Here is a 20,320-nt window from a genome sequence, read left to right as displayed (position 1 = left end):
ATGACTGCACCGCGGCGAAGGGACGCCGTTACTTACGCCGGGTGCTCTCGCACCAGCGGTTCCGCCAGATGAGACGACCGGGCCGGGCAGGCCGTCGCCGTATGATGATCGGGCAGTCCCTTGCGAAAGGCGCAAACACCGCCCCTGGGCCGAGGCGTGCTGTTACCTTCGCACGGTGGACGACAGACGTGCACGAGCGGAGGCGATCGAGGGTTTCGCGACGATCCTGCGAGAGTTACGCAGTGCAGTCGGTAACCCTCCTTTCCGTGAGATGTCCGGCCGGTCGGGGGCGATCTCCCACACGACGTTGCACGAAGCCACGAAGGGCAACCGGCTCCCGAGCTGGGAGACCACCGTGGAGTTCGTCAAGGCTTGTGGCGCGGACCCGGCGGTGTACCGCGAACGCTGGGAGAGCGCCAACCGGGCGGTCAGGTCGACGGGGAGTCCCGCCGTCCACGCGGATCTCCCGGACGGCCGTCCCGCAGAAACCCGGCCGGAGACCTCGGCACCCGTGCCCGCGCCGCCGTCGTCCGAGGCCCAGCCGCCGCCACCCGCGCGGGGGCTCCGGCCGGCCCATCCGGCCGCGCTGGCGGCGGCCGCCGTCGTCCTGGTGACGGCGGCGGTCCTCGTGGTGGTCGCCGTCAACCGCGGCTCCCCGCCCGGCGGACAGACCCTCGGCGTGTCGGGCAGCTCGTCCGCCGTCGCGTTCTCGCCGGTCCACTGCCCCGTGCCCGCGACCAACCCGCCCTGGGCCGCGCCCCTGTACGAGGGCGACAAGGCGGAGTTCGTCGAGGACGTCACGCTCCCCGACTGCACCCGCGTCGCCGCCGGCCAGACCGTCACCAAGGTGTGGCGGCTCAGGAACGCCGGGTCGGTGCCCTGGAAGGGCTACTCGCTGCGCCGCCTCGACGTGACGCAGCGAGCCGACCAGTGCCAGACCATCTCCGACGTGCCCATCGCCGACACGCGACCGGGCGAGACGGTCGACATCCGGACCGACGTCACCACGCCCCGCGAGCCGGGCCTGTGCTACGTGCGCTTCAAGATGGTGGACGCCTCCGGGGCGATCGTGTTCCCCGGGAGCCGGCCGATCAACTTCCAGCTCATCATCGACGGACGCTAGTTCTCCGCCGTGCCCGGCACGGCGGAGAACAGGAGGCGGAACTCGCCTCAGCTGATCGCGATCCCCGTGTAGTAGTGCCGGAGGATGCTGGAGTGGCTCCAGCCCGCCAGGGCCTTGTCGCGGGAGCCGCGCTGCGACATCCAGTCGCCGTCGACCCAGTTGCCGCACGCCGTCGTCGTGGCGCAGTACTGCGCCCGGAAGATCTTGCCGCCGCGGGTCAGCCGGGTGCTCCACGTCGCGTCCACCGCGGCACTCGTCACCGCCTTGGCGGAGCCGGGCTTGTACACCTGGCTCGACGTGTGGTCGTAGACGTCGAAGCACTGGCCGCTCGGCGTCTTGCGGTTGGAGTGCAGCGCCCAGTACCAGCCGAAGTTCTTCACGGCCATCGCCCCGGCCTTCAGCGACTCACTCGGCCAGCTCGACACCCACTCGTTGGGCAGGACGTTCTTCACATAGGTCTTGAAGTCCACCCGTTCCACGCGGTCCAGGGAGGCCCGGTAGACGAGGATCGTCGTGGGCAGCTTGGTGTCGGTGCCGTCGGTCTTGCACCCGGCCGGTGACGTGGGCGGCGGGGTGGTGCCCAGGAACTGGTGCGAGGCGTTCTGGTTCTTGAGGGTGGCGTTCAGGTTGCCCTTGGCGCCTGCGGCGAAGTCCTGGTAGGTGCCGGCGTGTCCGGTGTTGTAGTAGACGCGTACGGTTTTGCTGCTGCGGTTCCAGACGGAGGCGGCGGCGTTCTTGATGCATTGGCCTTTGCCGGCGCCGGGGCCTTTGAAGTCGTAGCAGGTGGGCTGGGTGGTGGCGTAGTCGGCGATGGAGCCGGTGAAGTCGGAGACCGAGCCTTGGTTGTTGCTGTTGAAGTAGTAGCAGAACTCGCCGGGGTCGCAGACGCCGTCGCGGCCGGCGGCCGAGGCGGGTGCCGGGGTGGCGAGCACCGTCCCGCCGCCGAGCACCAGCGCGGCGGTGGTCGCCGCGGCGAGCCGCGATAACAAGCGGATCCTGAGCACAGTCGTCCTCCTCTTCGCTCGATGGGGTGCGTTATCGGATGCTGTAGCCCTGGGAGTTCCAGAACGAGGTCGGGTTCGGGTTCTCCAGGTGCGGGTCGCCGACGCTCTTGGCCGCCCGCGTCTGCCGTCCGATGCGCATCTCGACGTGGGTGTGCGCGGACGCGCTGCTCGACACCCCGCGCCACGACTCGGTGGCGATGACCTGGCCGCGGGTGACCTGCTGGCCCACGCGCAGCGAGGCGAGCGGGGCGGAGTGCAGGTAGATCACCGTCTTGTTCGCCGCGGCGTTGTAGATGGCGATCGTGGACAGGTTCGACCTGCCGGTCGCCCCGCGGACGACGTTGATGACCTGGCCCGCCACCAGGGCGTGCACGTTGGAGCCCACGCCGCGGGCGATGTCGATGCCCTCGTGCCGGCCGGGCGTGTTGGTGTAACCGTCGAACCCGCAGGTGATCCGGCCGGCGGCCGTGTAGAGCGAGTACGACATGTTGGTGCGCGAGGAGGAGGACGGGCCGAACTCGTGCGAGGCGTTCTGGTTCTTGAGGGTGGCGTTCAGGTTGCCCTTGGCGCCTGCGGCGAAGTCCTGGTAGGTGCCGGCGTGTCCGGTGTTGTAGTAGACGCGTACGGTCTTGCTGCTGCGGTTCCAGACGGAGGCGGCGGCGTTCTTGATGCATTGGCCTTTGCCGGCGCCGGGGCCTTTGAAGTCGTAGCAGGTGGGCTGGGTGGTGGCGTAGTCGGCGATGGAGCCGGTGAAGTCGGAGACCGAGCCTTGGTTGTTGCTGTTGAAGTAGTAGCAGAACTCGCCGGGGTCGCAGACGCCGTCGCGGCCGGCGGCCGAGGCCGGTGCCGCGGCGGCCAGCAGCCCGCCGCCGAGCGCCAGCGCGGCGGTGGTCGCGGTGAGGATCCTGGTGAACGTTCTCATGCTGTTCTCCTTGGTTCTGGATGGTGGGCGAGGGCTGAGTGAGCTACGGACGAGTCAGCGGCGGCGGTACTCCTCCCAGGTGCGGATGGTCACCGCCGGGCCGTCGTCCCTGCCGCGGTTGGCGAGCCCGTTCAGGCCGAGGTAGTAGTCACCGACCTGGTGCTGGGCCTGGCTGGACAGGCTGGGGTCGCTGATGGCGACGGCGTGGACGTGCCACGGCCAGTCGCCCTGCTGCGGGCTGCGCACCCAGGCGGCGAAGCCGACCACGCGCAACGCGCGGGTGACCGCGGTGCGGGTGGCGGCACTCATCCCCGCCACCGAGACATCCACGACGCCGCCGCCGTCGTGCGTGCCCGCGGAGGTCGGGTCGCCGCCGGGGTTGTACGAGCCCTGGTCCAGCGCGAGATCGCGGCCCAGCAGCCGCTCGGCCTCCGTCAGCATGCCGTGCGTACGGGCGTTGACGACGAACCCGCCGTCATCGACCCGCGCGCCCGGGTCGATGACGGCGGTGACCTTGAAGCGGCCGGCGCCCAGCTTGGTGAGCGACACCTTGCCGGGCAGCCCGTTGGCGTCGAGCCCCGTGAGGCCCAGCGACCGCTGGTACTTGGCGTAGGCGGCGACGGTGGTGGTGCCGAAGTACCCGTCCACCCACTTCGCGTCGAGCAGGCTCCGGTCACGCAGCGCCTGCTCGACCAGCAGCACGCCGGCCTTGGCGCCGGGGGTCAGGGTGCTGTCGGGCCGCCGCGGGTCGATCTGGGCCGCCTTGACGGTGGCCTCCATGCTGACGCTCGGCAGGACCGCCGCCTCGGCCGCCCGCGCCCCCGACGCTCCGGTCAGCAGCGCGGCGAACAGGGCGGCGGGCATGAGGGCGGCAGCACATGAGGGCAGCGTCATAGTGACTCCTGGGGCGGGGTGGGTGTCGATTCCTGAGCGACGGGATCCAACGTTCCGGTCGGCTCGCGTGTCCGCAAGGGAATCGGTGTTGTCAGCCTGTCCTGCGTGCGTTCTTACGCGTGTACGCGCAGGTCAGCATGGGTGTTCACCCGAGGCCCCGCGCACCGGCCAGGAACCCCTTGCGAAGCCTTTATAGATCCATCTAGCATGACCGAATGTCCGCATTCACACGAGTGGTGGGTGAAAGTCAGAGCGCACCTGACAGCGTGGCGCGAATAGTTCCCGGCGCACGATGAGCGCATTTCTGCGCCGCGTGGATTCAGCCGCCTCGGGCCGTGAGAGATAGGAACACACGTGCATTCTTCAGTGGCCGCCTCCGAGTTTCCTGGCCGGTGCGGATGACGTCGTCGCCCACCGAACAATCGAAAGGATGGCGGGCCCGGCTGCTCGAGTCCGTCGAGCTGCAAACGGGTCCACGGCGGGTCCTGGCGATCTCGACGCTGGTGAACACCACGGGCAGCGGGCTGTTCCTCACGGCCGGGGCCCTGTACTTCACCCGCGTCGTCGGACTGTCCGTGGTGGAGGTGGGCGCGGGGCTCACGATCGCCGGTTTCGCCGCGCTCGCCGCCGGGATCCCGGTGGGCAGGATGGCCGACCGCTGGGGGCCTCGCCGGCTGTGGGCGATGTTCCTGGTGCTCGAAGCCTGCGCCATGGCCGGCTTCCTCTTCGTGAACTCCTTCCCGTCCTTCGTGGTCATGGCGTGCGCGAGCCAGTTCGCGGCGGCGGCCAGCCAGACCGCGCGCATGCCGGTGTTCCGCCGGATCGGCGGCGCCGGCGCGACCCGGCTACGTGCCGTGATCCGGTCCCTGGTCAACGTCGGCACGAGTCTCGGTGCCCTGGCCGCCGGCGTCGTCATCACCATCGACACCCGCTCCGCCTACACCGTTCTCATCCTCGCCAACGCGATCAGTTTCGCGGTGAACGTGTTCCTGGTCCTGCTCCTGCCGAAGCTGGATCCGCTGCGTGCCAAGTCGGAGAGCACCACGGGCGTGGCGCTGCGTGACAAGCCTTTCCTGGCGGTCACCGTACTGAATGGCATCCTGGCGTTGCAGGGGCCGGTCCTCACGTTCGCGATACCGCTGTGGATCGTGCAGAACACGGCGGCGCCACGGTCGATATTCGCGATTCTGGTCACCATCAACACGGTGCTGGTCGCGCTTTTTCAGCTCAGCGCGACAAAAGGCATCAACGGCGTCATAAAGGCGGGCAGCGCGGCCCGTACCGCGAGTTTCGGCCTTTTCCTGGCGTTCATTCTCTTCGGCTGGGCGTCAGGGCTCACCGCGACCGTCGCGACCGTTCTGCTCATCGTCGGTGTCGTCGTGCTGACCTTGGCGGAGCTGCGTTACGCGGCTGCCGAGTTCGAGCTGAGCTTCGGGCTGGCGCCCGCTCAGCTGCAGGGTGAATACAGCGGGGTCTTCGGGCTCGGGCAGGGGCTGGCCGCGTCGGCCGGGCCGTACCTGCTCGCGGTGCTCGTGCTGGGAGGAGCCGGCATCACCGGATGGATCGTCCTCGGCGTGCTGATGGTGGCGGCTGGACTGCTGGTGCCGGCGGCTGTGGCGTGGGCGGAGCGGACCCGTTCCCATGAGCCCGAGGCTGAATCGGAGGCCAAGGCCTGATGCGGTGAGGTCGTCGTGGCCGAGTGCGAGGCGCTCGGCCACGACGACCTCACCCTTCGGTCACCACGTGACCGGCAGGCGCTGGACGCCGTAGATGACCGCGGCCTGCCTCGTCGGCACCTCCTCGGGAGGAAGGGCGAGGCGGAGGCCCGGGAAGCGTTCGAACAGGGCGGGGAACGCCAGCCGCATCTCGGCGCGGGCGAGCTGCTGGCCGAGGCACTGGTGGATGCCGTGGCCGAAGGCGAGATGGCCCAGGTTCCGCTTGCCCGCCCTGGCGTACCGGGAGATGTCCAGGCTCTCCGGATCGTCGAAACACGCGGGATCCCGGTTGGCCGCCGCCAGGGACATGCAGACCACCTGGCCCTTCTTGATGGTGACCCCTTCGATCTCCACGTCCTCCAGGGCCGCCCGCATCGGGCCGATGTGAATGATGGTGAGGTAGCGCAGCAGCTCCTCGACCGTGCTGTCGATCAGCGAGGGGTCCTGACGCAGCGCCGCGACCTGCGCGGGATGCTCCAGCAGGGCGAAGGTGCCGAGCCCCAGCATGTTGGCGGTGGTCTCGAACCCGGCGCCGAACAGCATGAAGCCGATGTTGGTGAGCTCCTCGTCGGTGAGGTCGCTGTTGTTGATCAGGTCGCTGTAGAAGTCGTCCGTCGGCCTGGCCCGCTTGCTGGCGATCAGCGGCGGGAAGAGGCTCTGCATGGTGATGAACGCCTCGATGAGGTCGGCCTGCTTGGTGTTGAGGTCGACGGCGACGCCCATCGCCCGCTGGAACTCCGCTCGCTCGCTCGCCGGGATGCCCAGCAGGTCGCAGATGACCGCCGACGGGATGGACACCGCGAACTCCTCGACCAGGTCGACGGGCGGCCCCGAGCGTTCCATGGCGTCCAGGCAGCTCCGCACCACTGCGCTGATCTTCGGTTCGAGCTGCCTGATCCGGTGGACGGTGAACTGGGCGATGAGGAGCCGGCGGTAGCGCGTGTGCTCGGGCGGGTCCATGCGGATGAACATGCCCGGCTCGGACGGCTGCCGCTTCTTGGAGATGTCCCGATCGACGGGCAGGTGCATGAGCTCGCGCCGGTTGCTGAACCGGTCATCCGCGAGGATCTTCCGCACGATGCGATGACTGGAGGCGAGCCAGCCCTCGTGCCCGTCCGCGAACGTCATCGGGGTGAGCGGACGCTCCTCGCGGACCCTGGCGAACACGTCCGGCGGGTCGAAGGGCCCGGGTCTCTTGTCGGTCGGAAAGGTGAACGCGGTTTCTGTCACTGTGTCTTCCTCGAAGCGTGGAGCGTGTCCGTCCGTGACAGCCGGCTCTCAGGTCGTGCCGGTCAGCAGCGGAAGGTCTCTGGGGACCCGGACGGCGGGTTTCGCGCTCGGCAGCCGCCGCCGGTTGAGGACCGGCAGGGCGAGGTAGCTGTCACCGTCGCGGACGACGAGGCCCGCGTCGAGCAGCCGGTCGAGAGCACCCGCGATCTCCGTGGCGGGGACCGGCACGGGCAAGGCCCGCTCGATGGCCTGCGCGGACCTGAGCTGGTCGAGCGCGAGCAGGACACTGCTGGCCGCCGGGTCGAGGTCGAACTCGGTCTCGGGCCGGGGCCTGGCGGGCCGGGTGTCGATGACGCGAAGGTGGTCGTCCACCCAGGACGCTTCGAGCCGCGCCTCGGCGTGGTCCTGCCGCCAGCGCTCCGCGGCGGCCGACATCGCGGCCAGCACGGGCTCCGAGGCGAGGGGTTCGTCGCAGCGCATGCGGAAGAAGTAGGCGATGTCGCGGCGTTCGGCGCTCGGCAGGTCGGCGTACACGTGGTCGTAGGCCCGCTCGTGCGTCAGCTCGACGATCCCGAAGTCCGCGCCCGACTCGTAGAAGGGGCTGAAGCGATCCGCGCGGGCCGGGCCCACGTGCTCCGGCGGCGACATGTGGGGGACCAGGCTGAACAGCTGCGGCAGGTCCGCGTAGTCGTCGTCGGTCTCGCCCGGGAAGCCGTGGAGATAGTTCCACGACACGTCGATGCCCAGCTCGGCGCACCACTTCATCGTCTGCAGGTTCCGCAACCTGGTGGTCCCCTTGCGCATGGCCTCCAGGAGCCGGTTGCTCATCGACTCGATGCCGGGCTGCAGGTGGTGGACGCCCGCGTCGCGCAGCAGCATGAGCTGGTCGAGGCGGAGGTTGGACTTCACCTCGTAGTGCAGGGAGACCTTCAGGTCCGACTGCGCGATCATCGGCAGCAGGTCGTTGAAATAGCGGTAGTCGAGGATGTTGTCCACGACCAGCACGTTCGTCCGGCGCTTCGGGCCGGGCCCGTAGTCGTGGACCAGCTTGCGCAGCTCGTCGAAGGCTCTCGCGGCCGACTTGCTCCTGAACGCCATCGTCATGCCGTTCAGGCCGCAGAACGTGCAGTGCTTCTTCTCGCCCCACCAGCAACCCCGTGAGGTCTCGAGGGGGACGGCGGTGTCGACGGGCAGGCTGCTGCCGGGCCGGGACGCCCGGAGCCGGTTGTAGAAGTCGTGGTACTCCGGCACCGGCAGGTCGTCCATGCTGGGGGCGGTGCCGGCCACGATGACAGCCCGGCCGCCGGGCTGCGGCTCCGCCCTGGCGCTCCAGAACGGGTCCGATTCGACCCAGCCGGGACGGGCACCCGCGGCGCGGAAGTCGCTCACGAACCGGCTGATCAGCCACTCGGCCTCGCCGCGGAACACGTAGTCGATCGCGGGGTAGTTGCGCAGGATCGCCGAGCCCATCGGCCCCTCGCAGTTGCCGCCGCCCATGATGACGGTGATGTGCGGGTGCAGCTGCTTGAGCCGGCGGGCGAACCCGAGCGCGGCGACGTTCTGCTGGAAGGTCGATGTCAGCCCGACGAGGTCATAGCGTTCCCAGACCTCGTGACGCGCCAGGGCGTCCAGGAACGGCGCCGTCAACGCCTTGATCTCACCCAGCTGGAAGATCGTGGCGAAGTCGGCGAACCCGCCGTGCTCGTCGAGCAGGACCTCGTTCAGGAACCGCTCGCCGCCGTCCGCGCCATCGACCGGGCCCTCCGTGAACAGCCACTCGCCGACCAGGGCCACCTTCGGGGAGGAGGTGCCGATGCGGTTGTACATCGTGTTCCCGACGGCTTCGGCGAAGTCGAGGTTGGCGTAGATGACGTCGCTGGCGATGCTGCTCGCGGTGAGGGCGGACTGCAGGAGGGAGACTCCGATCGACGCCCAGCGGGTCTCCGCCCACGGCATCACCACGAAGGCCACGCGGGGCGACGCGGCGCTGTCCTGCGCCGTGTGGTTCGCCGTGGGGTTCGCCGCGGCGATGTCGAGGCTCATCGTCGCGCTCCGGTCCAGGCGCGCGCCGCCTCCCCGGGCGAAGAACCCCTCGATCTCCTCGCGCATCGACCCGCCGAGCGCGCTCGACGGATCGATTCCGGCGGCACGCAAGGCCGATGACACATCATCCCGGAGCGCTTCGCGAAATGCCGGGTCGATAAACGTACGGGTCAGCAGCGCGCGCTGTTCGCCGGAGAACTCGCTGGAGACTCCCATAGGCGCTCCCCTTCCATCGGTGACACCGGGAGGCATGGCGGATTCCAAGATTGTAAGCGAGAAAGGCCGTTGTGCAACCATTATGGGAGGCGAATCTGAGGATGCGCCGGAGGCCATTGTTGGAACGCTTCAATAGGGGCTCCCGGTCGGCTGGTCAGACAAAGAGTGAGTTCTTGACTGCGTGCGGTAAGTGAGATTGCCGCTGTCGTTCACGGAACGTATTCGTCCGACCGACGTGACAAGAGTGCTTGACGCGGCGTCGGGGATCTGCCTACGATCCTTTCGACCTAGATCAACGAGAGAAAGGAATGGCAGTGAAGAAGCGCTATGTGAAGCCCGTCGTGCGTCACATCGACCTCCTGGGTGCTGTGATCATCGACTAAGTTCCCGACAGGTATGTCGTTAAAGAAAGAACAGGCGGTCCATTCAGTGTCCACTCGTGAGGGAAGCATCTTGAGTGAGATCTGCCTCAGTGAAGCCGACCGGCGCGAACTCGCTGAAGTGGCGTCGGTCGTGGTGGGGTGGTCACTGGATGGCCCGTCCATAGAAGCCCTGCGCGATCGGGCCGGACAGTCCGAGTCGCTCCGGTCCATCGGGCTGGAAGTGCGGCGCAGGATGCGCGAGGACGGCTTCGCCCTGGTCAAGAACGTCCCGTGTAGCGAGGACGCCGAGCTCGTCGCCTTTCTCGGCCTCATCGCCGTCCCCTCGGCTCCGGGCAACGGCGATACCCTCTTCTTCGACATCTCGCCGAGCTCGTCGCGCTCGGACGACGTGTCGGGCACCAGCGCCGAGTTTCCGCTGCACACCGATTCCACATTCTTCTCCGTCCCCCATGACGTGCTCGCCCTGGCGTGCGTGCGAAACAGCGACTCGGGCGGCGAGTCCATCATTGTGCGCGCGGCGGACGTGGCGGATCGGGTACGCGCCATAGGTGGCGCCGACGCGCTGGCGGCACTCGGCGACCAGGTTTATCCGTTCTATCTGCGCGACCCGCTGTTCGGTCACGGAATTCAGCTGGTGCCCATCCTGGTCGCGGACGGCGACGAATGGTGCATCCGCTACCGCGGCGACATTCTGACGAAGCTGACAGAGCGGTTCGAGCTCGACGAGGCCCATCGGCACGCGCTTTCCGTGCTCAACCAGGTGGTCGCCGAGCCCGAATCGTGCGCGGCGCAGGTGCGACTGGAGACGGACGACCTCATCATCGTCGACAATCGCCGGGCGCTGCACGCCAGGACGGCGCTCGGCCCCGGCGAACGGCGGCTCCGGCGAATGAAGGGCTATTCGCTCAACAATTCGTCCTGGCGAATCATCTGACCCCGCGTGCCGGCCGGCGCCCCTTATGCAGGGCCGCCGGGCGTCGCTTTTTCTCTGCCCCCCGCACGAGTCGCCTTTCCCGCACCCGTATGAGCGGCCTTTCCGCGCCCTCACGGTGCGGCGGCACCGCGGGCCTGGCGGAGGTGCTCCTGGAGCGCCCGGTACCAGCCGAGGAGCACCACGATTCCCCAGACGGTCCTGGTGTTCGCCGACGGGTCACGGTGGAAGTCGCCGGCGAGCCGGGCCAGCCCGGCGGCCTCCAGCCCGAGCTCCTCGGCGCCGGCACCCTCGTGGAGGAGATCGAGCGTCAGGTCGCGCAGCGGGCCGGCGAGCCAGGCCGACGCGGGAGCGGAGAACTTCTGCTTCGGACGGTCCACGATGCTCGCGGGCACGAGCCCGCGAGCCACGGACCGGAGCGCCTCCTTGGGGCGGCCCGTCATCAGCGAGCGCGCGGGCCGCGCGAGCGCCCAGTCCACCACGCCGTCGCGGAGGAAGGGCACGCGCACCTCCAGCCCATGCGCCATGGACAGCCGATCCACCCGCGGCAGGTGGTACTCGGGCAGCTTGGCCGTGACCTCGAACCAGCGGATCACCTCGGCCGCATCGGCCCCACCGGCCGCGAGCCCGGCGAATCCGAACCGTTCCTGGGAGACGTCGGGGGCGCACCGCTTGAGCATGTCGTCGTCCAGGACCCGCCGGCGGTCGTCGTCGGTCCACCACCCGAGTGCGTTCCAGTACTGATCGCGCCAGGGCTCGCCGCGAAGCGCGGCCTGGTGCGCCTCGTGCATGTGCGCGTAGCCCATCAGCAGCTCGTCCGAGCCGTCCCCTGCCAGCACCGCCTTGTGCTCTCGGGCCGCCAGTGCGCTGACGGCATGGGTGCTGAGACACACAGGGGTGTAGATCGGCTCGTCCAGCGATCGGAGCGTCGCCAGGAAGGTCTCCTGCACGTTCGACTCCGTGAGGTGCGTGAGGTCGTGCCGGGCGCCGAGGTGCCGGGCGATCTCGCCGGCGTAGGCGGTCTCGTCCTGCCAGGTGTTCGCGGCGTACCCGACGCTGAAGACGTCGAGCGTGCCCCTCTGCTGCGCTGCCAGGGCGGAGACGGTCGCCGAGTCGAGCCCGCCGCTGAGGAAGGCGGCGGCCGGCGCGTCCGGCGGGAGCGTCGTCGACACCGATTCCCGCAGCGCCACGGCCAGGGAACCGTGGAGCTCCTGCTCTGCGGAGAAGGCGGGGAACCGGAGCCGGCGGGATTCGCGGACCAGACCTGACGGGTGCCGCCGGTCGAAGACGACCGTGGTGCCCGGCTCGATCTTGCGTACGTGCGTCAACGGGCTGCATGCCGGTGGTGAGAACCGGACGGTGAAGTAGTCCGCGGCGGCGTCCCGGCTCACCTCGACGGGGACGTGCGGATCCGTCACGAGTGAGCGCAGCTCGGAGGAGAAGACGAGCCGGTCCTGAGCCGCGTACAGGTAGAGCGGCTTGATCCCCATCCGGTCGCGGCCGACTGTGAGAGTCTCCCGGCGGGCGTCCCAGATCGCGAAGGCGTACATGCCGTCCAGCCGCTGGGTGAAGTTCCCGGGGTCGCGCAGGTAGGACGCCAGGATCACCTCCCCGTCCCCGTCGGTCAGGAAGCGGTGCCCGGCGCTCTCCAGGTCCTTCCTGAGCCGTGCGTGGTTGTAGATCTCGCCGTTGAAGACGAGATGCACGTCGGCCGCCCGGCAGGAGATCGGCTGGTCCGATCCGGCGACGTCCACGAGCGACAGGCGAACAGCGCCGAGGGCGGCGGGCCCGCTGGACACGGCGCCCCGGCTGTCGGGCCCGCGGTGCTCGAAGGCGGTCAGCAGGCGTTCGACCGTCCGGAGATCAGCGGTGTCCCGGCCCCAGCTGACGACTCCTGCGATCCCGCACACTGCTGCCCCCAAACGCGTTGCTGTGACCCTTGCGGTGTAGTTCGGATTGATTGCGCCGGCTGCCGGGAAACCGCCCGGGCGGCGTCAGGTCTTGCTGAACGGATCGGTGATGCGGTTTCCGGTGTCGATCCAGACGGTCTTCAGCTCGGTGTACTCCTCGATCGCGTGGAAGCCGTTCTCGCGGCCGATGCCGCTCTCCTTGAACCCCCCGAAGGGCGCGACGTGGTTGGTCCTGCGGTAGTTGTTGACCCACACGGTGCCGGCCCGCAGGCGCCGGACCATCCGGTGCGCCCTGGCGAGGTCCCTGGTCCAGACACCGGCCGCCAGGCCGAAGCGGGTGTCGTTGGCGATGGCGACGGCCTCGTCCTCGTCGGAGAAGCGGATGGCGACCGCGACCGGCCCGAAGACCTCCTCGCGGGCGATGCGCATGCGGTTGTCGACGTGCGTGAAGACCGTCGGGCGGATGAAGAGGCCGCGGGCGAGCGCCGGGTCGTCAGGGCGGTCGCCGCCGGTGGCCAGCCGTGCCCCGTCCTGCTTGGCCACGTCGATGTAGTGCAGGACCTTGTCGTACTGGGCGCGGCAGGCCATGGTGCCCATCTCGGTGGCGGGATCCATGGGGTCGCCGATCCTGATCCGCTCCGTCCTGGCCACCAGCGCGGCACAGAACTCGTCGTAGACGTCGGTGTGCACCAGGACCCGGGAGCCGGCCATGCACAGCTGCCCGGTGGCCGCGAAGACGCCTCCGACGACGCCGTTCACCGCGCTGCTCAGATCGGCGTCGGGGAAGACGAGGTTGGGCGACTTGCCCCCGAGTTCGAGCGAGACGCGGGCGAGGCGCTCCGCGGCGGTGCCGGCGATCTTCTTCCCGACCTCGGTGGACCCGGTGAAGGCGATCTTGTCCACCCCGGGGTGCGCGGCCAGGGCCGCCCCGGCGTCGCCGGCTCCGGTGACCACGTTGACGACACCGTCGGGGAAGCCGGCCTCGCAGAGCAGCCTGGCCAGGACGAGCGTCGAGACGGGGGTGATCTCGGAGGGTTTGATCACCACGGTGTTGCCGGCGGCCAGCGCCGGGCACAGCTTCCAGAGCAGGAGCGTCAGCGGGCTGTTCCAGGGCGTGATGGCGGCGACCACGCCGATGGGCTCGCGGACCGTGAAGATCTGCATGTTGGGCACGCTGCCGGCGAGCGTCTCCCCGGTGGGGCTCTCGGCGACGCCCGCGAAGAAGTAGGCGTGGTTGGCCAGGGACTTGGCTCGTCCGCCGACCTCGCGGACCAGCCTTCCGTTCTCCAGCACCTGCACCCGGGCGAGCTCGTCGGCGTTGTCACCGATGAGGTCGCCGAGCCTGCGCAGCAGAGCGGCTCGCTGGAGCGGGCTGGAGTCGGCCCACGGGCCGGTCTCGAAGGCCCGGCGCGCGGCTTGCACGGCGTCGTCGATGTCCTGCTCGCTCGCGGCGGGCACGCGAGCCCAGGGCTGCGAGGTGAACGGGTTGACGGAGTCGAACGTCGCCTTCCCTGCGGCGTCGCGCCAGACCCCGTCCACCAGCATCCGGTACTGCTCCAGGTCCGCCGGGGTGCGGGGCTCGGCCGCCGCGTCGGTCGCGCTCATCTGGGGTGTGCTCACTTCCTGGTCGCCTACCGCGCGAAGCTGACCGGCAGCCCTCCATCGACACCGATGATCGCGCCGGTGGTGGCTCGGCTGAGCGGGGACAGCAGAAACATGATCGCGTTGGCGACGTCCGCCGGGGTCACGCGCACGCCCAGGAGGGTGCGCCTGGCGTAGAAGTCGGGCAGCTCGTCCACGCTGATCCCGTGTGACTGGGCCTTCTCCGCCGACAGGGTCTCCTCCCAGAACTTCGAGCCGTCGAAGACCGCGCCGGGATTGATGGTGTTCGCCCGGATGCCCAGCCTGGCCCCTTCGAGCGCGAAGAGCCGGGCCAGCTGGAGCACCGCGCCCTTGGCCACCGGGTAGCCGCCGAAGCCCGAGCTGGGCGCCACCGCGTGCTTGGAGGCCACGTACACCAGCGAGCACTGGGTGTCGGTCCGGTGCGCGGTCCGGTGCCGCAGCACGGCCTGCGAGAGCGGCAGATGCACGCTCAGGTTGCGGGCCAGGTCCTGGCCGAAGACCTCCAGGCTGAGCTCGGCCATCGAACCGGTCGAGGACGTGCCGGCCGCGAACACCACGCCGTCGAGCCGCCCGCTGACCATGGCCAGCTCGAAGGCCTCCGCGGCGACCTCCGGCAGCGACACGTCGCCGCACACCACCGTCACGTCTCCGTCGACGCTCTTGACCGCGTCGGTGTTGACGTCCACCGCCACGACCGAGGAGCCCGCCGCGAGTAAGTGCTCGACCGTGCACAGACCGATGCCGGACCCGCCGCCGGTGACGATGAAGGTCTTGCCGCTCAGGGCGAGCGGCCCATGGAAGTCGAGACTTGAATCCGACACGCGCCAGTTCCTCTCGTCTTCGGTTCGCGATCCTCTCTGAACCGCTGCGGAATGGGCTTGCTGCCCAGTGCGGCGCACTTGGCAGAGACCATATATCTGTGTGATCAGAATGACCAGACTTATGTTGACAAAAAGGTGTGACCTGTCGTGACCGAGGAGGCGGTGGGGGTTACGGAGGGTGCCTTGACTAACATTTGTCACAACTGCGACACTGCTCCCCGTACTGCTGCCCCCTGGGCGAGTGGGGGCGATGGCTTTCTGTAAGAGCGAGGACGCACCATGAATGCGGAACGAGCGACCCCCGACCTCCTCGACGGCCTCCTCAAGGAACGCTGCGGCAGTAGCGTGGCCGAACTGGTCGAAGATGTGCGCCTCAATGGCGACGAGACGTTCTTCTGGAGTGGTTCGTGGGTCGAGGGATTCGCTAATTCGCGCTCCGACCTGGACCTTTATCTCATCAGCCCGGACCAGGGCCGCACCAGTGGCGTACCGCAGGTGACAGGCCCGGACATGCCGCCGATGTACATGACGCTCACGCCGGGCCGCACCAAGATAGACCTCACCGTGGTCCCGGTCGAGCTGCTGGACACGCTAAATGGCTTCCTCACGGCATTCAACGGCGAGACCGATTACCCCACGGCGTGGAGCGACAACTTCCGGGAGTTCGTGCACCGGCTGAGCATCGGGGTGCCGCTGGCGAACACCGAACGGTTCGACGAGATTCAGCGGGGCGTGGACTTCATGAAGTTCCGCCAGTACCTGATGCGTTTCTACCAGAACCGCGCCGACGGCCTGTTCGACGACGCTCAGGGGCTTCTCGACGAAGGCGACGTCATCTCCGCGTACTTTGTCGCCAGACAGCGGGTGGAAGCCGCCGTCGACATGTATCTCGCCGCGAACGGCGAGACCAACACCCGGGTCGACAAATGGCGGTGGAAGAAGCTCAGGCGGCTGCTGGCGGACGACACTTCTCTCGCTGACCACTTCCTTGACTGCGAAGCCATCGGCGGGCCGATCCAGGGAGACATCTTGGCCCTGACCCAGCGGTGTCTGCAGTTCGGTGACGAAATCATTCTGAAGGCGATCTGAGGCGTCGGGCAGTGACCAATATCGATCGAAACGCCGTCGTGCAGTTCCTGGAGGAACGGGGCACCGCGCGGATCAAGCTGCATCATCGCTCCTTGCTGGACCACCTGGCCGGGACCGAGCAACTGCTGCGTAGCTGGGGCTGCTCGGACGATGTCGCCATCGCCGGCCTGTGCCACGCCGTGTACGGGACCGACGGTCTCGTCGCGCCGCTGGTCGAGCTGGCGGACCGGCCGAAGCTGAGCGCGCTCATCGGCGAGGCCGCGGAGTCGGCCGTCCATCTGTACGGCTGTTGCGACCGCAAGTTCGTCTATCCCCAGCTCGGCAACGGTGCCGACGTGACCTGGCGCGATCGCTTCACCGGCAGGGAGTGGGTGGTCGGCGCGGCCGAGCTGGCCACGTTCACGCTCCTGACCTGGGCGAACGCCCTCGAAGCGGCGGGAGCCGGCACGGACGGCGACTGGTCGGCGGTCTCCTACCTGTTCCTCCTGACGGCCGACCTGGTCGGCCCGCAGCCGAAGCAGGCGGCGACCGAGATCCTCGGGGTCGACTTCGCCGCCTGAGCCGCGCCGTGACCGCCGCATCACGCCTCACCGCGGCGGTGGGGGTTGACGTGGTAGCGCCAGGCGACCTGCGCCACCGGGAAGAGGTTGTAGACCACGTGCCCGAGCAGGGCCGCCCACAACGATCCCGTCATGAACATGATCGTGGCCAGGGCCGTGGACAGCACGGTGATCCGGACGACGTAGGCGCGGTCGAGCACCGCGCCGGCCCAGCGGTTGCCCAGGTGCTCCACGACGAACAGCACGGTCGAGACGACGATCACCGCCCACCCGATGCCCGGCCTGAGGAACTCGAAGACCACCCCCCGGTAGAACAGCTCCTGCCCGATCGCCGCGGCCTGCAACTGGTAGCTGCGCAGCACCGCCGTGGTGAGGTGCAGCGGCGGCATGATCTCGAGGAACTCCCGGTCGAAGCCGACGCGCAGCTGCCGCCAGTTGCTGGCGTACACCGCCACTGCGGTGGCGACGGCGAGGGCGGCGCCGACCCAGTCCCAGGTCAACGGCGGGCGGGCGACCACGGTCCAGGCCACGTAGGGCAGGAAGAACAGGACGAACGGCGAGGCGAAGAGGATCTCCGACGCCCAGCCGTCCATCGACAGACTTCGCCGCCGGACGGCGGGTGCGATCAACTGCATGGCCCAGACGGTCGCCACGGCGGCCAGCACCGTGGCCACCGCGGGCGCCTGCGCCACCCAGAAGACGATCGCCCCGAGTGTCACGGCCGCCGGCAGCGCGACGGTGCGCGTCGTGAAGATGGGAGGAGGTGCGGATGTCGTGCGTGGCGGCGGGTAGACCCGAGCGAGGCGTGGAGGCACTACCGCCTCATTTCCGGTTGTCCGCCGCACGAGTGCCGCGGCTGCGCGCGATCGTGCGGATGCCGTCGACCGCGGATCTGGCGAGCTCGTCGGCGGCCATCGTCCCGTCCAGGACCATCTGTGGAATGCCTTTGACTTGGTCGTGCAGGTCGTCCAGAACCTGCTGCTGGAAGTCCGCGAACGCGGGATAGGTCGTGTCGTCGCCGGCCACCTCGAACACGGTGGGCGGGCCGTTGCGCCGCCACGCCTCTTCCAGCGGGACATCGAGCCAGACGATCAGATCCGGCTCCGGCAGCAGGTCCGCGAGCCCGTCCATGATGGAGCCGCTGGACGGGTTGTGAATGAATTCCTTGGCCGCCGGCCGGTACCAGTAAGAATCGCTCAGGACGATGCGGTTCTCGGCCAGGGCGGGGCGGATATGGTATTCCCACTCAAGCGCGATGATATGCAGGAAGTAGGACGTCCGCACCATGGGCGCCATATGCTGAACATATTCGCGCGGGTGCGTCTGCAATGCCCAGTTGTAGCATTCCAGCTGCTCGATGGGATACAGGTCCTCCGGCTGCAACGACGTGAATCGCCATTCCGGGGCGAGCGATTTCATCCGCGTGGTGAGCGTGGTCTTGCCGGCGCCGTCAGGGCCGAGCAGAACTGCGAGGAAGCCGTTGCTGATGGAATCCATCGAGGTCGCGACCGGTCTCGGCTACGCGGGCGCGACGATCTCTAGGGCGCCGAGGCTTTCCAGCTCTTCGAGGAGTTCTACCACGTCCGCACGGATGTCTTCCTCGTCGGCGTCGTATTCCTCGGTTATCTGGGTGATGATGTCGGCCACGGAGGCGGTGCCCGTACACAGCATCCAGACCGATTCCGCGGTCTGATTGAGCTCCAGTCCGCCGGATTCAAGGATGAGTACTACTCGGCCGCCGACGCGACGGACGCGCGTTCCGTCTTGACGGCGCGGACGAGCAGCGGTGTCAAGGACCTCACCAGACAACGTTGGAACTCCCGTCTCGCTGGGCTCTCTTGTAACGATTGGATGCTATACCACGTTCTGTCAAATTTGCAGTGGCTTGGTTGATGTTTGTGGGTGAATCCTGAGTGGCGTCTGACCCGCGGTCGCGGCGCCGGATGCCGATAGTGCGTGAACGGCGCTGTCACCATTGGAGACGCTCAGTGAATGGCCAGCTCAGAAAGGGTGGGCAGCAGACGGATCGGCTGCAGGGATAGCGCTGTCAAGATGCTTGTCACGTTCCATTCGGACGTGCGGCCCGGTCAGCGCAGAGCGGCCGGGGGTGGCCGGCAGCTCGCTTTCTTGACGCGCATCGCGCGGCTGCAGAAATGCCCGCCGTCACCGCATCACTCGTCAGCCGCTGCCGGATGGCGGAGCCCCGGCTCGCGGTCCGTCGATCAGATGGTGCCGCGCAGTGCCTGCTGAACAGCGGCGAGGGCCTCCTCGTCCGAGGCTCCGGCCTGGCGTGCCGCTGTGGCGGACTCCCGCGCCGCGCTCTCCAGGCACAGCCGCAGCCGGTCGGTCGTGCCCGTGATGACCGCGGTGCGGCCGCGTCGCAGCTCGACCAGCCCCTCATCGCTCAGCTGCTGATAGCCCCGCAGCACCGTGTGCAGGTTGATCCCCAGGGAGGAGGCCACGTTGCGGGCCGACGGCGGTCGGTCTCCAGGCTTGACCGTCCCGCTGGCCAGTGCGGCCCGCACCGCGTCGGCGACCTGCTCCGACAGCGGCCGGGCGGCGGCGAAGTCCACCGTGATCAGCATCAGTCGGCCTTCGGCTGCCTGATCCGGTCGAGCCAGCCGTTGATCAGCGCGGTCCCGGTGTCCGCCTCCGGCGTCGAATAGACCAGCCGGCGACCATCGGCCAGCCACAACGCCAGCACCGGCCCCTTGCCGTGGACCACACCCCGTCCCAGCTGCCGTCGTCCAACTTGTACCGGCCCTCGGGCGCGCGGTCGCCCGACGGCACATGCCAGTAGGACTGGAACGCGACGATCAGCAGCGCCTCCGCCCACACCATCACCCCGAACACCGGCTGCGCCGACCACTCCCGCCAGGTGAGGTCGATCTGGGTGGCGAAGGCCCAGCCCTGCACGGTCACCTGCTCGGGCAGCCGTTCGCCGATGAGCGCGACCAGCGCCATGGGGACGACGAGCAGCAGCAGCGGGCCAAGGGCGGCAAGAACCAGGTGGCGCACCCGTCCTTGGGCGGCGTGGCGGGGATCGTTGCGAGGCCGGCGACAGCTGGCCGTGGACCTAGTGCGCCCCGCCGATGCGCAGCGCCTCCTTCAGGAACACGCGGTAGACGCTCGGCGTGCCCTCGGTGGTGATGACCTCAACGACGGAACGGAGGTTGCGCCCCTCGACGGCCTCCCGGATGAGCGCGTCCGCCAGGTCGCGCCGAGAGGTGAACCGGCCCACCATCTGCGGCGCGCCGACGGTGTAGCGGGTGACCCGGTCGCCGTCGAACAACCCCGAGGGGCGGATGACGGTCCAGTCCAGGCCGCTGCCGGCCACGATCTCCTCCATGCGGCCGGCGTCCTCGTACAGGGGGCGTCCCATCTTCAGCAGCATCGGCACGACCACCTTGCGGTAGAGGAGGGTCTCCCCTGGCGGGGGCTTCATCGGCACGCCGGTCGAGGTCACGCACACCAGGCGCCGGATGCCGTGCGCGGTCATGGCCGCGACGATGTGCTCGGCGGACTCGGAGAACGTGGTGGGCGCCTCGGAGCCGTAGGGCACGCCGAGGGTCGAGATCACGGCGTCATGCCCGGCCACCACCCGGTCCACCGCCTCGGGGTCGAGCGCGTCCGCCCGGGCGACCCGCAGCGCCGCACCACTCAAGGGGAACGTCTCGGGGTGCCGGGTGACCGCGGTGACGAAATGGCCCTCGGCGAGTGCCTGCGCGGTGGTGAGCCGTCCGGTCGGGCCGTTGGCCCCGAAGATCACAAGCTTCACGTGCCTGCCTCTCTCGATTTACGTCACTTATATTCAATAGAAGCAGTGTAAAGCGTCGGGCTGGCTAAGGTGCAAGCC

Annotated in this window: 19 protein-coding genes; 5 read left to right on the top strand and 14 right to left on the bottom strand. The window is 68.7% G+C overall.

Annotation, left to right across the window (positions count from 1 at the left end; all coding sequences use genetic code 11):
* The first annotated feature begins 271 nt into the window (after positions 1 to 271).
* Positions 272 to 1,123: an NBR1-Ig-like domain-containing protein gene (locus LCN96_RS53715; protein WP_225270086.1), complete on the top strand. Its 852-nt coding sequence runs from the start codon at positions 272 to 274 to the stop codon at positions 1,121 to 1,123.
* A gap of 47 nt (positions 1,124 to 1,170) precedes the next feature.
* On the opposite strand, the gene LCN96_RS53710 is transcribed toward LCN96_RS53715, so the two are convergent.
* Genes LCN96_RS53710 through LCN96_RS53700 form a run of 3 tightly spaced genes read right to left on the bottom strand, consistent with a single transcriptional unit; the run spans position 1,171 to position 3,943 of the window.
* Positions 1,171 to 2,127: a SpoIID/LytB domain-containing protein gene (locus LCN96_RS53710; protein WP_225270085.1), complete on the bottom strand. Its 957-nt coding sequence runs from the start codon at positions 2,125 to 2,127 to the stop codon at positions 1,171 to 1,173.
* Positions 2,128 to 2,158: 31 nt separating this feature from the next.
* The gene (locus LCN96_RS53705) at positions 2,159 to 3,049 is read right to left on the bottom strand and encodes a peptidase inhibitor family I36 protein (RefSeq protein WP_225270084.1); all 891 of its coding nucleotides are present in this window, start codon (positions 3,047 to 3,049) and stop codon (positions 2,159 to 2,161) included.
* A gap of 54 nt (positions 3,050 to 3,103) precedes the next feature.
* The gene (locus tag LCN96_RS53700; protein WP_225270083.1) at positions 3,104 to 3,943 is read right to left on the bottom strand and encodes a peptidoglycan-binding domain-containing protein; all 840 of its coding nucleotides are present in this window, start codon (positions 3,941 to 3,943) and stop codon (positions 3,104 to 3,106) included.
* Positions 3,944 to 4,341: 398 nt separating this feature from the next.
* Between LCN96_RS53700 and LCN96_RS53695 the strand changes: the two genes are divergently transcribed.
* Positions 4,342 to 5,619 (top strand): MFS transporter, encoded by a 1,278-nt coding sequence (locus tag LCN96_RS53695; RefSeq protein ID WP_225276262.1) that lies wholly within the window; start codon positions 4,342 to 4,344, stop codon positions 5,617 to 5,619.
* Positions 5,620 to 5,679: 60 nt separating this feature from the next.
* Here LCN96_RS53695 and LCN96_RS53690 read toward each other — a convergent pair whose 3' ends face one another.
* Both LCN96_RS53690 and LCN96_RS53685 read right to left on the bottom strand, forming a co-directional pair.
* Positions 5,680 to 6,888, bottom strand: a complete 1,209-nt coding sequence (locus LCN96_RS53690; RefSeq protein ID WP_225270082.1) for a cytochrome P450 — start codon at positions 6,886 to 6,888, stop codon at positions 5,680 to 5,682.
* 48 nt (positions 6,889 to 6,936) lie between these two features.
* The gene (locus LCN96_RS53685) at positions 6,937 to 9,042 is read right to left on the bottom strand and encodes a RiPP maturation radical SAM C-methyltransferase (RefSeq protein WP_225270081.1); all 2,106 of its coding nucleotides are present in this window, start codon (positions 9,040 to 9,042) and stop codon (positions 6,937 to 6,939) included.
* A gap of 558 nt (positions 9,043 to 9,600) precedes the next feature.
* On the opposite strand from LCN96_RS53685, the gene LCN96_RS53680 reads away from it, so the two are divergent.
* Positions 9,601 to 10,464: a TauD/TfdA family dioxygenase gene (locus LCN96_RS53680; RefSeq protein ID WP_225270080.1), complete on the top strand. Its 864-nt coding sequence runs from the start codon at positions 9,601 to 9,603 to the stop codon at positions 10,462 to 10,464.
* Positions 10,465 to 10,574: 110 nt separating this feature from the next.
* Here the strand turns inward: LCN96_RS53680 and asnB are convergent, their stop codons facing one another.
* The 3 genes from asnB to LCN96_RS53665 form a co-directional block, all read right to left on the bottom strand.
* On the bottom strand, positions 10,575 to 12,371 hold the full coding sequence (gene asnB / locus LCN96_RS53675) for an asparagine synthase (glutamine-hydrolyzing) (RefSeq protein ID WP_225270079.1): 1,797 nt from the start codon (positions 12,369 to 12,371) through the stop codon (positions 10,575 to 10,577).
* Positions 12,372 to 12,455: 84 nt separating this feature from the next.
* On the bottom strand, positions 12,456 to 13,976 hold the full coding sequence (locus LCN96_RS53670) for an aldehyde dehydrogenase (RefSeq protein ID WP_225270078.1): 1,521 nt from the start codon (positions 13,974 to 13,976) through the stop codon (positions 12,456 to 12,458).
* Positions 13,977 to 14,002: 26 nt separating this feature from the next.
* Complete coding sequence (locus LCN96_RS53665) at positions 14,003 to 14,815, bottom strand: SDR family oxidoreductase (protein ID WP_225270077.1); 813 nt, start codon at positions 14,813 to 14,815, stop codon at positions 14,003 to 14,005.
* 279 nt (positions 14,816 to 15,094) lie between these two features.
* Between LCN96_RS53665 and LCN96_RS53660 the strand changes: the two genes are divergently transcribed.
* Positions 15,095 to 15,904, top strand: a complete 810-nt coding sequence (locus tag LCN96_RS53660) for a hypothetical protein (RefSeq protein ID WP_225270076.1) — start codon at positions 15,095 to 15,097, stop codon at positions 15,902 to 15,904.
* 11 nt (positions 15,905 to 15,915) lie between these two features.
* Entirely contained in the window at positions 15,916 to 16,464 is a 549-nt protein-coding gene (locus LCN96_RS53655) for a DUF6817 domain-containing protein (protein WP_225270075.1), read from the top strand.
* Positions 16,465 to 16,484: 20 nt separating this feature from the next.
* Here LCN96_RS53655 and LCN96_RS53650 read toward each other — a convergent pair whose 3' ends face one another.
* The 6 genes from LCN96_RS53650 to LCN96_RS53625 form a co-directional block, all read right to left on the bottom strand.
* Positions 16,485 to 17,279: a CPBP family intramembrane glutamic endopeptidase gene (locus LCN96_RS53650; RefSeq protein WP_225270074.1), complete on the bottom strand. Its 795-nt coding sequence runs from the start codon at positions 17,277 to 17,279 to the stop codon at positions 16,485 to 16,487.
* Between the two features lie 7 nt (positions 17,280 to 17,286).
* Positions 17,287 to 17,961, bottom strand: a complete 675-nt coding sequence (locus LCN96_RS53645; protein WP_225270073.1) for a nucleoside/nucleotide kinase family protein — start codon at positions 17,959 to 17,961, stop codon at positions 17,287 to 17,289.
* 21 nt (positions 17,962 to 17,982) lie between these two features.
* Positions 17,983 to 18,273, bottom strand: a complete 291-nt coding sequence (locus LCN96_RS53640; RefSeq protein ID WP_225270072.1) for a PqqD family protein — start codon at positions 18,271 to 18,273, stop codon at positions 17,983 to 17,985.
* A gap of 413 nt (positions 18,274 to 18,686) precedes the next feature.
* A complete protein-coding gene (locus LCN96_RS53635; protein WP_225270071.1) occupies positions 18,687 to 19,049 on the bottom strand; it encodes a GntR family transcriptional regulator in 363 nt (120 codons plus the stop codon).
* A 43-nt stretch (positions 19,050 to 19,092) separates the two neighbouring features.
* The gene (locus LCN96_RS53630) at positions 19,093 to 19,482 is read right to left on the bottom strand and encodes a hypothetical protein (RefSeq protein WP_225270070.1); all 390 of its coding nucleotides are present in this window, start codon (positions 19,480 to 19,482) and stop codon (positions 19,093 to 19,095) included.
* A 58-nt stretch (positions 19,483 to 19,540) separates the two neighbouring features.
* Positions 19,541 to 20,242, bottom strand: coding sequence for an NAD(P)-dependent oxidoreductase (locus LCN96_RS53625; RefSeq protein ID WP_225270069.1), 702 nt, complete (start codon positions 20,240 to 20,242; stop codon positions 19,541 to 19,543).
* Positions 20,243 to 20,320: the final 78 nt, after the last annotated feature.

Origin of the sequence: Nonomuraea gerenzanensis (genome assembly GCF_020215645.1) — a bacterium.
Taxonomy (GTDB): domain Bacteria; phylum Actinomycetota; class Actinomycetes; order Streptosporangiales; family Streptosporangiaceae; genus Nonomuraea; species Nonomuraea gerenzanensis.
This window is presented reverse-complemented; position numbering and strand designations above follow the sequence as displayed.